The following is a 14,955-nucleotide window of genomic DNA, read 5'->3' as shown; positions in this document are numbered from 1 at the left end:
TTGCAGAGAAAATCAATAGTCCAATAAGATGATTTTAATTGGAGTAAGAAACAACCAAAAAGAGCCTGCCACCCAGGCTCTTTTTGGTTTATAAATTTATCAACCGAATGGTGGCTAGTCTTTTGTTTCTTTCGTAAGTATAGTAAAATAAGATTAAGGAAAGCGTTTTCTGGTTGATTATTCCAAAGGAGTGAGATTGAATGAATCATTATAAAAACATATTGATTCCGGTGGACGGATCGGAGGCTTCAATCAAGGCGTTCAAACAAGCGGTCCATATCGCTGAAAGGAACGATGCAGCGCTTTATCTTATTGCGATACTGGATAAACAGGACAATGCCGAAGAAGCCGCACAACTGCAGAAAGACAAGGACTCTTTATTTGATGAATTGGACAGATACGCGCGGGCAAACGGGGTCGCGGTGCATAAGGAAATGCGCACAGGCAACCCTAAGGAAATGATCGCGAAGACGCTTGTGGAAGAATGGAATTGTGATTTGATTGTTATGGGTGCAACTGGTAAGGGCACCATCGCAAAATTGGTGGTCGGTTCGGTGACGAATCATGTCATCAAACATGCGCCGTGTGATGTATTAATTGTAAGGGAAAATTGATCAGACGCTTTTGACCCAACGAATCAGGAGACGCAAAAAAAGTCCAGTTACGTAAATGTAGCTGGACTTTCCTTTGTCTAGATTATAATTTTTGCGGTGCTTCCTTCCGCTGTGCGGTCGACTTCGATATGGACTGGTATCCGCGTCTTCAATTCCTCGACGTGCGAAATGATCCCGACCAAGCGGCCACTGCTGTTCAGGGAGAACAGCGCTTCGATTGCGGAATCCAATGATTCGGGATCCAGCGAACCGAATCCTTCATCGATGAACAGCGTATCGATCTGGATGCCACCGCTGCGGCTCTGCATCACATCGCTGAGACCAAGGGCAAGCGCAAGGGATGCCTTGAAGCTTTCGCCACCCGATAACGTTTTGACGCTGCGGGTTTGGCCGGTGTAATGGTCGAATACATCCAGGTCCAGACCCTTGGCTCCGGATCCTTTGCCTTTATCTTCCTTCCGCAACAACAGATAGCGGTTGTTCGTCATCTGTTGGAAGCGCAGGTTGGCGGCTTCGATGATTTCTTCATAATAGATCGCCAGTACATAGCGTTCAAAGGAAATATAGTCGGTTTCTTTGGTGCCATTGGCGATATCAGACAATGTCTTGTATTTTTGGTAATCGGCAATGATTCGCTGCTGCTTTTTGTAGATTGCGGCGATTTCTTGGACCGCTTTTTTGAGCATTTGGATGTCGCCTGCGAGCTGATCTTTTTGATCTTCCAAATCGCGTATCGCATTATCCAGAAGCAATTTTTGATCAGAGCAGGCAGCGATGGTCTGATCCGGCTCCAACTCGGCTGCGGCTTTACGTTGATCGCGCAAACGGGTCACAGTGACATTGAGGTTGTCTTCATGACTGCGGATTCGTTTCTGGATGTCCAAGCACAATGACTCATCTAAAATCAGCTGGTTGAAAGGTTCTTTCAGACCGTAAGCAGCCAGAACGGTCGCGTATAACGTTTCAGCAGTCAACGATGCAGTGGTGGCTTCCTCTACCTGTGCTGCGTAGGTGATCCGGTTGGCTAGACAGACTGCTATCTGTTTTTCGAGTTCTGACAGCTCTTTATTCAGTTTGTTGTAATCGTTTGTACAAGTTTCAATCTTTTCGTTAAGCTGCAGGATCTCTTTTTGCACGATTGCGAGGTCCTTGTCGCCTAAAACATGTTTATCTTGGTTGATTTCGACCAACAGATCCCTGGAAAGGGTTTCGTTCAAGAACAGCGTTTGCTGGAGGGAAAAGCAATTTTTGTCGATCGCCTGCAGTTTCGCTTCGATGTCGCTTTGTTCTTTGACGAGGGCCTCTTCTTCATCAATTACTTTCTGAAGATTTTTCATTTCCAAAAGGAATATTTTTTCTGACACGATCTCTGTATCGTGTTTTTCTTTCTGTTCGTGCTTAAAGCTTTCGAAAGTTTCAGCCGGAACAGCGAATTCAGCGAAGAGGTCAGTCAGTTGTTTTCGGATTCCGGAAAGTTCGGCAGTTCCTTGCTGGTAATCCATATAGGCCTGATTCCGTTTTTTCTCCAGCAACTCCCGATCCTGATCTGAGAGTGTCTCCGCTGTTTTTTGCGCGGGTGAGGGATGGTCTGTTGAACCGCAGACAAGACAAGCTTCTCCTCCAACCAACTGTTCGGCTAAGATGCCGGCGATGTTGCGGTTGTAGAGAAGTGTTTCATCCTGGAACGCTTGATTGATCATCATGTATTCTTTTTCCAGAATCAGGAATCGCTCGCCTTTTTCAAGTTGTTTAGTCAACAATTTTTCGGTTTGGACGATCCTTTTGTGGAGCTGCTCGGATTGCTGCACGTTCATTCTGCAGGTACTCAATTGTTCTTGAAGGATGGTGGCATCCTTTTGTGCTTGCTTCACCGCCGCAATCTTCTGTTGGCACTGCTCCTGTTTTTCTTTTTGTGCTTGCTTGAGTTCCGCGTATTTATTCAGTTCTTTATTGGCGTCGCTGTAGGCTTTTTGGCAACCGGCCAGCTCTTTCTCTTTCTTAGCCAACGTGACAAACTGTTTTTCCTGTTCCTTTGCGGCGTCGACTTGCTCACGCAAGCCTGGGATCAGTGAAATCGCACGTTCAGCTGCTTCGAACGCTGGTTTTTTAGCGCGTGAAACTTGATTCAATTGATCGAGGAGACCGTCATTTTGTTTTGCTTGTTCCTGCTTTGCGGCCTGATTTGTGGATGCTGCAATGCACAGCAATCTTTTTTCCTCAGCTTTGACGGCTTGTTCATGGCGTTCCAATTGCTGTTTCCATCCGAGGATAGACGATTCCTCTTCCTCAAGAACTTTCAACCTTGCCTCCAGCTGTGCGATATCTTCCAGCAATTTGATGGTATCGGAAGCGGATTGGCTTTGTGAACGCAGGGCCAAGAGCTGCAGTTCTTTGGCAGTACGTTCTTCTTCGAGCGTCCCCAATAGTTCCGTGATCCGAACTAGAATGCGCTCGGTGTCCTGCAAGATGAGTATTTCCTGCAGGGCGTCATCGTTTATTCCGGAGGCAAAGGAATAGGCCGTCTGCAGGGAATCCTGGGCGGAAGTCGCTTGGGTCTGGAGCGCTTTGGCTTTCTCTTTCAGTTGCTCCTGGAAATTTTTCAGGATTTCGGTACCAAAGATGTTCCGGAAGATGGTTTCTTTTTCGTTGCTGTTCGATTCAAGCAGTTTCTTGAATTCTCCCTGCGGCAACATGACAATCTGCTTGAACTGTTCATAGTTCAAGGAAAGCAGCTGTTCTATTTCCGCATTGGCATCGCGCGCTTTCGTCGTCACAGTGCCGTCGTGATAGAAGGCCACATCAGCTTTCAAATCTATGATTTTTCCGCTCTTGCCGGGACCCGTCTGGGCAGGGGATCGTCTGACACGATAGGTCTTTCCGTTGTATTCGAACTCCAGATCGACATAGCAGACCGACTCCTCCGTTGCGAACTGGGACTTGAATGTGTCCTTTTCCCGGCTACTGCCGCTGGCAACATCGTAAAGCGCGTAGGCTATAGCATCAAAAATTGTGGTTTTGCCGGCACCCGTAGGCCCGCTCACCAAGAACAGCGTCTGGTTCTGAAATTGCGTGAAGTCCAAGACGATCTTTTCTTTGTATGGCCCGAAGGCACTCACTTCTAATCTTAAGGGTCTCATCTAATCTTTCCTTCCCAAAGCGGCAAAGACATCCGCAACGATTTTTTGACCGGATTCATCCAATTCTATGGCGCGGTATTGCTCATAAAAGTCCTTGAACAGGTCCGGGTACGACAGCTGTTGGAGATCCTCCCGGTTATGCTGCAGGGCTACAGATTCAACCTCTCTCCGGCTGACGTATTCTAGGCCCATCGCCTGCGGATAGCGACGGCGCAATTGGTTCATCGCATCCAGCACATATTCCGTATCCTCCAGTTCAAAAAAAAGATAATCGTCGGATTGGCCGTTCATCAACTCAGAAAACGTGCTTCTGATCGTGCGCATATCGCGCAAAGGCTTGATGCGGAGCGGTTCGATCTCCAATTTGCCTTTTTCTATCGTTACGATACTCGTCTGCTTTTGATGCGGGGTTTCCGATTTGGAATACTTCAGGATTGAGCCGCTGTAGCGGACTTTGTCGCTTTTGACTTTCTGGGCTTTATGCAGATGCCCCAGAGCGACGTAATCAAAATCCTCGAACAGCGCCACATCCACGTATTCGGCAGTGCCGATGCTGAGCGGCCGTTCGGAATCGGATGGCTCGCTCGTGTCGTTTCCGGCCTGGATCACATAGCCATGCGCAATCAGGATGTTCACTTCATCCGGGTTCATCATTGCTTTGACGGTCGCCAACTGCGCACGAACGGCATCCTCCATATTTTTGATGGTGTCGTCCTGAAGCGTTTCGCGGACGTAGACATGATCCGCAAAGGGCAGCAGATAGAAATTGGTTCCCTGGAAAGCAACTTTTCGGATGGCCTCTTTCTTCATGGTTCCTTCTATGTAGAGGCCGCTCTCGGCCAGAAGATCGGCGGCATATTCGATCCGCTCGTTGCTGTCGTGGTTGCCAGCGATGACAAACACAGGCACGCCCAATTCCTTCACCATCCGGGTCAGCGTACGGTTGGCCAGCGCCACCGCTTCTTTCGGCGGCAAAGCGCGGTCGTAAAGGTCTCCTGCCATGATGATCGCATCGATATCTTTTTCTTTGAGTGTTTCAATCAGGTTCATCAAGTAATGGGTCTGATCGTCCAGCATGGAAAAATCATTGACGATTTTGCCGAGATGCCAATCAGCCGTATGCAGTATTCGCATGGGAAAGTCTCCTGTCCATCAGTTAGTATTTTGTAATAAAAAAGTTGCGCGTATCTTATCGGTAAAGCAAATAAGTTCATCTTCCATTATAACAGACTATACTGGAGGCGAGCAGGGACAAATGCAGCGGAGCGAGTGAAATGCTAGTGATGTGGACGCTTTTGGGATATAGTATGGGTAAGAGGTCAGGATAATAAATAGCAGTTGGAGGAGGAACCGAAATGGATCTGGGGTTAACGAACAAAGTGGCATTGGTCATCGCTTCAAGCCAAGGTTTGGGCAAAGCGGTGGCGAAGGAACTCGTCAAAGAAGGCGCGCACGTCATGCTCACGAGCAGAAGCGAAGACAAATTGGCTGAAGTGAAGGAAGAGCTGGAAGCATTGCATGGCGGAAAAGTCGCATATTTCCCTTGCGACATCACCAAAAACGAGGATATCCAGAAGCTGGTAGCAAGAACGCATGAAGTGTTCGGGAAAATCGATATCTTGTTGAACAATGCAGGCGGTCCGCCGAGCGGGAAATTCGATTCCTTCTCCGATGAGGCATGGCAACAGGCTTTCGAATTGAACTTGCTGAGCTACATCCGGATCATCCGTGAAGTGCTGCCCGATCTGCGCAAAGAGGGCGGACGCATCGTCAATATCGCTTCGATTTCGGTGAAGACACCGTTGCCGAATCTGGTGCTTTCCAATACGTTCCGAAACGGCATCGTCGGCTTGAGCAAGACGCTTGCCGATGAATTGGCGCCCGATAACATTCTCGTGAATGTCGTTGCGCCGGGGAAAATTGAAACTGATCGTCTGAAATATCTGAATGAAGCGAACGCCAAAGCGAAAGAGTTGCCATTGGCGGAAGTCGACAAAGCTGCGATTGCAGGCATTCCCTTGGGCCGCTACGGTACACCGGAAGAATTCGCGAAAGCCGTCGTTTTCCTTCTTTCCGAGGCTAATACGTACATCACCGGCAGCACACTTTATGTGGATGGCGGGGCAGTCAAAGCGATTTGAAGCCGAACCGCCATACGAAACAGACAGGAGAATGAAATATGGGACAAGTAATCATCAACGCAGACGATTTTGGTCTCACAAATGGCGTGAACTACGGCATCATCGACAGTTTTTTATACGGAATCACCACTTCAACGACCTTGCTGGCGAACGGAGCCGCATTCGATCATGCAGTGGAATTGGCATCCGATCATCCAGATCTGGAAATTGGGGTCCATCTGAATTTGACGCTCGGGAAACCACTATTGCCTGATACAGATAGCATCAGTGCCAGTGGGCGTTTCCGAACAAGGGAATATGTGCAGCAACATGCTGCGTCGCTGGATTTGGATGAGGTCTATGCGGAGTGGCATGCGCAGATCGAAAAGGTGCGCAAGGCAGGCATCAATCCAACGCATTTGGATTCGCACCACCATGTGCATATGTTGGAGCCGCTCAACAAAGTCATCCTGTCGTTGGCGATCCAGTACGATCTGCCGATTCGGGATCACTTTGAAGGCAGCCATGGGGTATTGCACACGGACCGTCAATTTGACCTCGGTTTCGCTGCTGAAAAACCGCAGGCTGAATTAGGGATGAGCGTAATGGAAAAATTGGATGACATCATGGCCGTCTTGGAAAAAGAAGACATCTCGGTTGAATTGATCGTCCATCCGGGCTATGTCGACGCAAATCTGGAACGCGTGAGCAGTCTTCAGAAAGAACGGGCCTACATGACGGAATTCTTGATGCATTCCGACTTTGCGGATCGAATCCGGGAAGATGAGGCAATCCAGTTGATTTCGTACGCTGAATTGAAAGAGTAATACGATAAGAAATAACAAAGGCTGTCTCGTTCTCCGAGACAGCCTTTGTCGTTCTCCGGCGAATGAAGGCTTGACCGGAGTTCAGACTGCATTTGGCTTGCGTGCTACGATGAGATCGGCTTCATCGGAGTTGAGGCCGATGAAGCCGGCGTCCTCCGATGAACATCCGCTTCACAGTAGCTACTGGAAGAAACCGAGTTGCTTCTCTGATTAGCAGGAAGCTCAGTATGTTTTAGTCCAAGTAGTTCATTTTGTATTTATTACTAAATTATAGTCATTATCATTAACGAAAATTCGGGAAGTAGTGATAGAATAGAGGAATGAAGCATAGCCAATCTGCACAGCGGTTTATGAAGTTCGCATCGGGTTCGGCTGCAATTTGAATGATAAAGGAGTAATTTAAAAAATGGCATTATTGGAAATGGAACATCTGAGTTTTGTGTCGGACGGTAAAGTCATTCTGGACGACATCAGCTATTCGCTGGAGGAGGGTGAGTTTCTCTCGATAACCGGCCCGTCCGGAAGCGGAAAGAGCACACTGTTGAAGATCATCGCGACGATCCTTTCACGTACCGAAGGGGAAATACGCTACCATGGCAAATCGCTGGATGCGTACGAACCTACCGAATACCGAAAGGAGGTTTCCTATACGTTCCAGACACCCGTTTTGTTCGGAAAAACCGTCCGGGATAATTTGGCTTTTCCTTATGAAATCCGTAAAACAGAATTTGATGAAAAGAAAGCGGTAGCCTATTTGGAATCGGTCGGGCTGCCGAAGGAATACCTGGATAAAGAAATCAACACCTTGTCGGGTGGGGAAAAACAGCGTGTCGCCTTGATCCGTAATGTCTTGTTTCAACCAAAAATCCTTTTGCTCGATGAAGTGACGAGTGCCTTGGATGAAGCGAATCGCCAAATCATCTGGAAATGGCTCCAGGAAATGCGGGAGCATGCCGATATGACGATCATCATGGTCAGCCATAATGAGGAAGAATCCAGCTTGGCGGATAAGAACCTCCATATCGTTGCAGGCAAAATCGTAAAAGGAGAGGGGAATTAAGATGGATCTACAAGTCAGTCCAATCACGCTCATGTTGAGCTTTTCGTTGGTAATGGTGGGAGTCTACATCTCCTACAAAGAAAAATTAGGCACGGCTAAAGACATATTGTACAGCATTGCCAGAGCCGTTGTGCAGTTGATTGCGGTCGGGTACGTGTTGACGTATCTGTTTAATGTGAACAATACAATCGTTACCTTGGTGATGGTTGCGGTCATCGTCTTCAATGCGTCATGGAATGCCCACAAACGCAGTAACAGTATCCCAAATTCCTTGAAGATTTCGCTCATCGCCATCTCTGCTTCAGCGATTTTGACGTTATCCATCTTGGTCCTGTCAGGGTCCGTCAAATTTATCCCATCACAGATTGTGCCGATCACCGGCATGATAGCCGGGAATGCGATGACGACCATCGGCTTGTGCTACCGCAACCTGAATTCCTTGTTCCGTGATCAGCGCCAGCAGATTCTGGAAAAACTGTCTCTCGGTGCGACTCCGAATCAAGCTTCGCGCACCATCTTGAGGGAGACAATCAGATCAGGCATGCAGCCATCCTTGGATTCCGCCAAAACAGTGGGCATCGTATCCTTGCCAGGCATGATGTCGGGTCTGATGTTTGCCGGTACCGTGCCAATGACAGCTATCATGTATCAAATCATGGTTACTTTCATGCTGGTGGCGGCGACAAGCATCTCCTCCTACATCGCCTCTTTCTTGGCATACCGCGAATTCTACAACGATAGACAGCAACTGCGTGTCTGACACTTATCGGGTTTTTGGTTGGATCGCTCTGAAAAGTATGGTATCCTTTCTATTATAAAATTGATATTGGAGGAAAAATGTTGAGCGGATTAATCTATCGCAGAACCCATCGTATCAAAGGCTATGAATGTGACATTACCGGTGAGATCACTTTGCCATCGCTCGTAAACCTGATGATGGACTTGTCGGGCCAACAAAGCGATTCACTCGGGAACACGAATGATCAGATGTCCGAAAGAGGACTCAGTTGGATCATCGTTCAGTATGACATGCAGATCGAACGCATGCCGCACAAAGGCGAAGAAATCATTCTGGAAACGGAAGCCATGAGCTATAATCGATTCTTCACCTATCGCCGCTTCCGGGCTTATGATGAAAGCGAACAACTGTGTGTGGAAGTGATGACGAACTTCGTCATGATGAACATCGAGACCCGTAAAATGGTCCAGATCCAAAAAGACCTGCTGGCCGTCTATCAGGCAGATGAAATCCGGACGATGGTGCGCATGCAGAAGCCGATCCAACTGGAGCAGGATAATCGCAAAGAACAGGATTTCCGCGTCAGATACTTGGATATCGACTACAATCGCCATGTCAACAACGCAAAATATTTCGATTGGATCATCAATACGATCGATCCGAAATTCATCATGGATCACCAGTTGGCTGCCGTTACGATCAAGTATGAAAAAGAGGTCGAATACGGAAACAGTATCACCAGCGTCATGTCGACGAAAGAAGCGGTGGACGGTGAAATCATCACCGCGCATCGCATCATGAACGGCGAAGACTTGGCTTGCGAAGCCCACATGATCTGGAAAAAAGTATAAGCAAAGAAGGAGGAACAACCCGAACGCTCGGATTGTTCCTCCTTCTTTTTTTTCAGGCTTTTCAGGCTTTTCAGCGACTGATTTTATGCCTGATCTTTATAAAGTGCATTGATTCTTGCTTGGACATCCTTATCAGCCAAGAAGTCTTCATAGGTTGTTTCCATTCTGTCCACAACGCCATTTGGAGTCACTTCGATGATACGGTTCGCAGTAGTGTTGATGAACTCGTAATCGTGTGAAGTGAACAACAGAGCGCCTTTGAAGGCGATCATGCCGTCATTCAAGGCAGTGATGGATTCAAGATCCAAATGGTTCGTCGGGTCATCCAATACCAAAACGTTTGCTTTGGTAAGCATCATTTTCGATAAGATGATACGTACTTTTTCTCCTCCGGATAGGACAGAAACTTTCTTCATGACGTCTTCACCTGAGAACAGCATGCGGCCCAAGAAGCTGCGCAAGAAGGTATTGTCGTCCTCTTCTTTGCCTGCGAATTGGCGCAACCATTCCAAAATAGTGATGTCGGCAACCGGGAATTCGTTCGTGTGGTCCTTCGGCAAGTAGCTTTGTGACGTTGTGACGCCCCATTTGAAAGTACCGCCGTCAGCTTCCATTTCGCCCATCAAAATTTTGAAGAGGGTGGTAGTGGCGATATCTTTGCGGCTTGCGAAAGCGACTTTATCATTTTTGTTCAAAGCAAAGCTGATTTTGTCCAAAATTTTGACGCCATCAATTGTCTTGGAAAGGTTCGAAACGATCAGCAAGTCATTGCCGATTTCGCGTTCCGGGGTGAAGCCGACGAAAGGATATTTACGGGATGATGGTTGAATATCATCCAATGTGATTTTATCCAAGGTCTTTTTACGTGAAGTTGCTTGTTTGGATTTCGATGCATTTGCACTGAATCGCGCAATGAAATCCTGCAATTCCTTGATCTGCTCTTCTTTTTTCGAATTGGAATCGGCTGCCAATTTAGAAGCCAATTGACTGGATTGCATCCAGAAGTCGTAGTTCCCGACATAAAGTTTGATCTTTCCAAAGTCAACATCACACATGTGCGTACAAACTGTGTTCAGGAAGTGACGGTCATGGGAAACAACGATGACGGTGTTAGGGAAGTTGATCAGAAATTCGGATAACCATTCGATTGATTCTTTGTCCAAACCGTTTGTCGGCTCGTCCAATAGCAATACGTCAGGTTTGCCGAATAATGCTTGCGCCAGCAAAACTTTTACTTTTTGCGGCTCCAATAGGTCGCTCATCTGCTTGAAGTGCAATTCTTCACCGATTCCTAAACCTTGCAAGAGACTTGCAGCATCGGATTCGGCTTCCCATCCATCCAATTCAGCAAATTCACCTTCAAGTTCGCCGGCTCTGATGCCGTCTTCTTCAGTGAAATCAGTTTTTGCATAGATGGCATTTTTTTCATCCATGATGGCATAAAGACGTTTGTGACCCATGATGACAGTGTCCAGTACTTGATGGTCTTCGAAACCATAGTGGTTTTGGTTCAGTACAGCTAAACGTTCATTTGGATCCATAATGATATCTCCAGTGGTGGGCTGGATGACGCCTGATAAAATCTTCAAAAAAGTAGATTTTCCAGCACCGTTGGCACCGATGACGCCATAGCAGTTACCAGGGGTGAACTTTAGATTGACATTGTCAAACAGTTTGCGATCGGAAAATTGTAGGCTGACATTTGATACGGTAATCATTTTTTTACATTCCTCAATTCTTGGTTATAGTCAATTAATTCTAGCATATTCCTGAAAAAATAAAAGGATTTTACATACTGTTTACAAAAAACGAGTAAGATTGTTTCTTTTGTGGCAATCGTTTGTGCTCGTTTGTTGTAATATTGCCGATTTTTTGCGGATGACGACCAATACTCGCGGGATAGTTTTAAAAATGAGAAATTGGTAAGTTTTTTTCGGTTAGCGCTGTCAATTATAGTAACAGAGGAAATGCCGTGATAGAATGGACAAAATTGCAACAGAAAGGTGGCTGAGACTTAATGGATAAGAAATTATCGAATAAAGAATATATATACATAGGCTCCATGCTCTTTGGCTTATTTTTCGGAGCCGGCAACCTGATTTTCCCTGTCCATATGGGGCAATTGGCTGGACAAAACTTGATTCCGGCAATATTAGGTTTCATCGTGACGGCAGTAGGATTGCCGTTTCTGGGTATCGTGGCGATGGGACTATCCGGTAAAGAAAGCCTGTTGGAAATGGCGAGCAAAATCCATCCGAAGTACGGCGTATTCTTCACCGCAGCACTTTACCTGACGATTGGACCCTTCTTTGCGACGCCGCGTACCGCGACCGTATCGTTTGAGGCAGCCTTTGCGCCTTATCTGGATCCTTCGATGACAAAAATGGCGCTGTTCCTGTTCTCATTGCTTTTCTTCGCGGCTGTGCTGTGGTTCTCACTGAAGCCATCGGAAATTTTGAAATGGGTAGGCAAGGTTCTGAACCCGATCTTCCTGGTTTTTCTTTCAATTCTGATCCTCTTCGGCTTTTTCGCGCCGATGGGTACAGCGAGTGAAATACCCGTGGATGCGAGCTATCAGACCGGCGCATTCTTCAAAGGCTTTTTGGAAGGGTACAACACAATGGATGCGCTGGCTTCCTTGGCTTTCGGCATCATCGTCGTAACGACGATCCAAGGCTTGGGCGTCACAAAAACGACAACAATCGCGAGGGATACGATAAAAGCCGGAACAATAAGCATGCTGTTGATGGCTGTCATTTACGGTTCGCTGGTTTACTTGGGTGCAACAAGCCGTGGTGTTTTTGAAATAAGCGACAACGGCGGTATCGCTTTGGCGCAGATTTCAAACGAGTACTTCGGAATCTTCGGTGCTGTCCTGTTTGCGGTCATCATCACCGTGGCCTGTTTAAAAACAGCAATCGGGTTGATCACGGCCATCAGCGAAACGTTCGTGCTTATGTTTCCCAACTCATTGGACTACAAAAAATATGTCTATCTTTTTACAGCCATTTCCTTCGGGTTGGCGAATCTGGGCTTGAGTCAGATCATCGCGTTCTCGATTCCAGTATTGATGTTCCTTTATCCACTCGCGATCACTTTGATTTTGCTGTCGATCATGAGCAGCCTTTTCAATGACCGGACGATCGTCTACCAGATGACAACCCTGTTCACCTTGCCTTTCGCAACCGTTGATTTCCTGAAAGCTTTGCCGCAAGGAATCAAGGACGCTGTCGGCATGAACGGTGTCATCGCTTGGACCAATTCAGCTATCCCTTTATCCGATATCGGAATGGGGTGGCTGATCCCATCCGTGATCGGCTTTGCGATCGGTTTGGCAATTTCGAAAAACAATCAATTAACCTAACGACGGCAGAAAAAAAGAAGGTCAGGAGCGCGCAGCTCTAGGCCTTCTTTTTTTCTGCCGTTATTTCTTGAATCTTCGTTGAATTTTTTTTAACCAGGAATCTTTTTCGGAAAGCGTTGGAATTTCTTTTTCCTTATTCGCCAGTTCCATGAAATACTTTTGTGCATCCACTTTTGGCATCTCGTTACGCACGTGTCGATAGGTTCCGTCAGGGTGCAGTTCGCGTGCTTTCGTGTTGTCTGCAAGGTAGACATCCATCAAAGACAGGATTTCCTTCTTGATGGCTTTGTCCAGGATCGGAAATTCTATTTCGACGCGTTTGATCATGTTGCGGGTCATCATGTCAGCGGAAGAAAGGAAAAGATTTTCATCCCCATTATGATGGAAATAGTAGATCCGGCTATGTTCCAAGAAACGGCCGACAATGCTGAGGACATGGATATTCTCGCTGACGCCAGGAACTTGGGGCTTCAGGCAGCAGATGCCGCGGATGATCAGATCAACCCGGATGCCGGCTTGGCTAGCTTCGTACAGTTTCATGATGACGCGTTTATCAGTCAAGGAATTCATTTTCGCGATGATATGCCCATTCCCGAATTGTTCATGCGAGGCGATTTCGTCGTCGATGTACTCGATGAATGAATCGCGGATTTCGAAAGGTGACACGTGCAGGTGATTGTACTCCGGTTGATCCGAATAGCCGCTCAAGTAGTTGAAGAAGTTTGTGGCATCCTCGCCGATTTCCTTATTTGCCGTGAAGATGGCCATATCGGTATAAAGTCGGGCTGTCTTATCGTTATAATTGCCGGTGGCCAGATGGACATAGCGGACAATCCGATCATGATGTTTCTTTACGACCATCGTGATCTTGCTGTGGGTCTTCAAGTGGGTCATCCCGTAAAGCACATGCGCACCGGCTTCTTCCAATTCCTTGGCCCATTGCACATTGTTCTCTTCGTCGAAACGGGCTTTCAGCTCGACAAGCACAGTGACCTGCTTGCCGGATTCGGCTGCAGTCTTCAAACCTTCTATGATCGGAGAATCTTTGCTGACGCGGTAAAGGGTCTGCTTGATGGCGATCGTATCCTCATCTTCAGCAGCCCGCTTGATGAAATCGACGACCGGATCGAACGAATCATAAGGATGATGCAGGAAGACGTCCTGCTTTTCGACCACATCAAAGATGTCTTTTCCGGACAGCTCACTCGGTGTGACCGGTGAGAAGCTAGGGAAAACATCTTCTGGCGAATCAATCATCAGATGGCGCGTCAATTTGCTTAGGAAAGTGAGATCCAATGGGCCATCGATCAGGTAGACATCGCGATCATCAAGATCCAGTTCTGTCTGCAAAAATCGCACATCTCCCTGGAGGGAATCGATCGTATCGCGTGTATCGACTTCAAGTCGGACCGCCATTCCGTTTTTGCGCTTTTTCAGGTAATCCTGAATGACCAAAAGCAGGTCATCTGCACCATCCTCATGCAATTCCAAATCCGCATTGCGGGTGATTCGGCAGCTGAAACTGTTCGTTACGTTGAAGCCTTTGAATAAGGTGTGGATGAAATGGCGCACGACATCTTCCAATAGGATAATACCAATGTCGTTTTTATCTTCATCCAACAAGATGAATCGTTGCAACGGAGCGGGAACAGGCACGATCGCAACCCGGGTCGTGTCCTCCTTTACCAAATTGACGAAAATGTGGATAAGTTTGTTGTTCAAGTTAGGGAAGGGGCGGTATGCATCAATCCCTAGCGGCGTCAAAGCGGGGAAAATTTGCTCATGGAAAGTTTCTTCTATGACAGCCAGTTCACTTTTGGAAAGATCGCTGATTTTTTTGATGCGGACATTCTTTTCAGCCAATTTATTCAAAAGTTCATAATAGTACTCATATTGTAAGGCGATGTTTCCGTTATTTTTATCAGAGATGGCGGACAATTGTTCAAGGGGGCTCATATCGGTTTTTCGGTCAGTCATATGGTAGCCAAGTTTGAACTGATCCTGTAATCCGGCAACCCGGACCATGTAGAATTCATCAAGATTGGAACTTGCTATGGATAAAAAGTTCAGCTGTTCAAGCAAAGGGTTCTGAGGATCTTTCGCTTCCTCTATGACGCGTTTGTTGAAGTCAAGCCAACTCAACTCTCGATTGAAATAATAATCTGCATGAGCAAGATTGAGTTTACTATCTGATTCCATCATATTGCACATCCGTTCGTTCGATTTGTAAGCTTTATTTATAG

General features: G+C 46.9%; 11 protein-coding genes. 7 read left to right on the top strand and 4 right to left on the bottom strand.

The features are described 5' to 3' along the window. Nucleotides 1–200: 200 nt before the first annotated feature. Nucleotides 201–614, top strand: coding sequence for a universal stress protein (locus WBM30_RS11365; RefSeq protein WP_106450910.1), 414 nt, complete (start codon nucleotides 201–203; stop codon nucleotides 612–614). A 77-nt stretch (nucleotides 615–691) separates the two neighbouring features. Here WBM30_RS11365 and WBM30_RS11360 read toward each other — a convergent pair whose 3' ends face one another. Together WBM30_RS11360 and WBM30_RS11355 are read right to left on the bottom strand one after the other, a co-directional pair. Then, a complete protein-coding gene (locus tag WBM30_RS11360; RefSeq protein WP_424900820.1) occupies nucleotides 692–3,751 on the bottom strand; it encodes an AAA family ATPase in 3,060 nt (1,019 codons plus the stop codon). Continuing rightward, nucleotides 3,752–4,885, bottom strand: a complete 1,134-nt coding sequence (locus tag WBM30_RS11355) for an exonuclease SbcCD subunit D (RefSeq protein ID WP_424900819.1) — start codon at nucleotides 4,883–4,885, stop codon at nucleotides 3,752–3,754. A gap of 221 nt (nucleotides 4,886–5,106) precedes the next feature. Here WBM30_RS11355 and WBM30_RS11350 point away from each other — a divergent pair, with 221 nt between their 5' ends. The 5 genes from WBM30_RS11350 to WBM30_RS11330 all read left to right on the top strand — a co-directional run bounded on the left by WBM30_RS11350 (nucleotide 5,107) and on the right by WBM30_RS11330 (nucleotide 9,348). After that, nucleotides 5,107–5,892, top strand: a complete 786-nt coding sequence (locus WBM30_RS11350) for an SDR family oxidoreductase (protein WP_424900818.1) — start codon at nucleotides 5,107–5,109, stop codon at nucleotides 5,890–5,892. 38 nt (nucleotides 5,893–5,930) lie between these two features. Further along, entirely contained in the window at nucleotides 5,931–6,698 is a 768-nt protein-coding gene (locus WBM30_RS11345) for a ChbG/HpnK family deacetylase (RefSeq protein ID WP_424900817.1), read from the top strand. Between the two features lie 406 nt (nucleotides 6,699–7,104). Further along, the gene (locus tag WBM30_RS11340) at nucleotides 7,105–7,758 is read left to right on the top strand and encodes an ABC transporter ATP-binding protein (protein ID WP_424900816.1); all 654 of its coding nucleotides are present in this window, start codon (nucleotides 7,105–7,107) and stop codon (nucleotides 7,756–7,758) included. A 1-nt stretch (nucleotide 7,759) separates the two neighbouring features. Next, a complete protein-coding gene (locus WBM30_RS11335; RefSeq protein ID WP_107995050.1) occupies nucleotides 7,760–8,518 on the top strand; it encodes an ABC transporter permease in 759 nt (252 codons plus the stop codon). An 80-nt stretch (nucleotides 8,519–8,598) separates the two neighbouring features. Continuing rightward, the gene (locus WBM30_RS11330) at nucleotides 8,599–9,348 is read left to right on the top strand and encodes an acyl-[acyl-carrier-protein] thioesterase (protein WP_424900815.1); all 750 of its coding nucleotides are present in this window, start codon (nucleotides 8,599–8,601) and stop codon (nucleotides 9,346–9,348) included. An 83-nt stretch (nucleotides 9,349–9,431) separates the two neighbouring features. On the opposite strand, the gene WBM30_RS11325 is transcribed toward WBM30_RS11330, so the two are convergent. Next, entirely contained in the window at nucleotides 9,432–11,066 is a 1,635-nt protein-coding gene (locus WBM30_RS11325) for an ABC-F family ATP-binding cassette domain-containing protein (protein WP_107995052.1), read from the bottom strand. A 299-nt stretch (nucleotides 11,067–11,365) separates the two neighbouring features. On the opposite strand from WBM30_RS11325, the gene brnQ reads away from it, so the two are divergent. Next, nucleotides 11,366–12,712 (top strand): branched-chain amino acid transport system II carrier protein, encoded by a 1,347-nt coding sequence (brnQ, locus tag WBM30_RS11320; RefSeq protein WP_424900814.1) that lies wholly within the window; start codon nucleotides 11,366–11,368, stop codon nucleotides 12,710–12,712. Nucleotides 12,713–12,772: 60 nt separating this feature from the next. On the opposite strand, the gene WBM30_RS11315 is transcribed toward brnQ, so the two are convergent. Further along, the gene (locus WBM30_RS11315; RefSeq protein ID WP_424900813.1) at nucleotides 12,773–14,914 is read right to left on the bottom strand and encodes an RNA degradosome polyphosphate kinase; all 2,142 of its coding nucleotides are present in this window, start codon (nucleotides 14,912–14,914) and stop codon (nucleotides 12,773–12,775) included. Between the last annotated feature and the right edge of the window lie 41 nt (nucleotides 14,915–14,955).

It is taken from the genome of Trichococcus sp., assembly GCF_049684335.1.
In the GTDB taxonomy this organism is placed as follows: Bacteria; Bacillota; Bacilli; order Lactobacillales; family Aerococcaceae; genus Trichococcus.
Note: the sequence above shows the minus strand (reverse complement) of the source record. Positions and strands in the feature narration are given on the sequence as shown.

Coding starts and splice junctions, on each gene's coding strand:
- WBM30_RS11365 (WP_106450910.1), top strand. CDS start 201: ATGAATCATTATAAAAACATATTGATTCCGGTGGACGGATCGGAGGCT.
- WBM30_RS11360 (WP_424900820.1), bottom strand. CDS start 3,751: ATGAGACCCTTAAGATTAGAAGTGAGTGCCTTCGGGCCATACAAAGAA.
- WBM30_RS11355 (WP_424900819.1), bottom strand. CDS start 4,885: ATGCGAATACTGCATACGGCTGATTGGCATCTCGGCAAAATCGTCAAT.
- WBM30_RS11350 (WP_424900818.1), top strand. CDS start 5,107: ATGGATCTGGGGTTAACGAACAAAGTGGCATTGGTCATCGCTTCAAGC.
- WBM30_RS11345 (WP_424900817.1), top strand. CDS start 5,931: ATGGGACAAGTAATCATCAACGCAGACGATTTTGGTCTCACAAATGGC.
- WBM30_RS11340 (WP_424900816.1), top strand. CDS start 7,105: ATGGCATTATTGGAAATGGAACATCTGAGTTTTGTGTCGGACGGTAAA.
- WBM30_RS11335 (WP_107995050.1), top strand. CDS start 7,760: ATGGATCTACAAGTCAGTCCAATCACGCTCATGTTGAGCTTTTCGTTG.
- WBM30_RS11325 (WP_107995052.1), bottom strand. CDS start 11,066: ATGATTACCGTATCAAATGTCAGCCTACAATTTTCCGATCGCAAACTG.
- brnQ (WP_424900814.1), top strand. CDS start 11,366: ATGGATAAGAAATTATCGAATAAAGAATATATATACATAGGCTCCATG.
- WBM30_RS11315 (WP_424900813.1), bottom strand. CDS start 14,914: ATGATGGAATCAGATAGTAAACTCAATCTTGCTCATGCAGATTATTAT.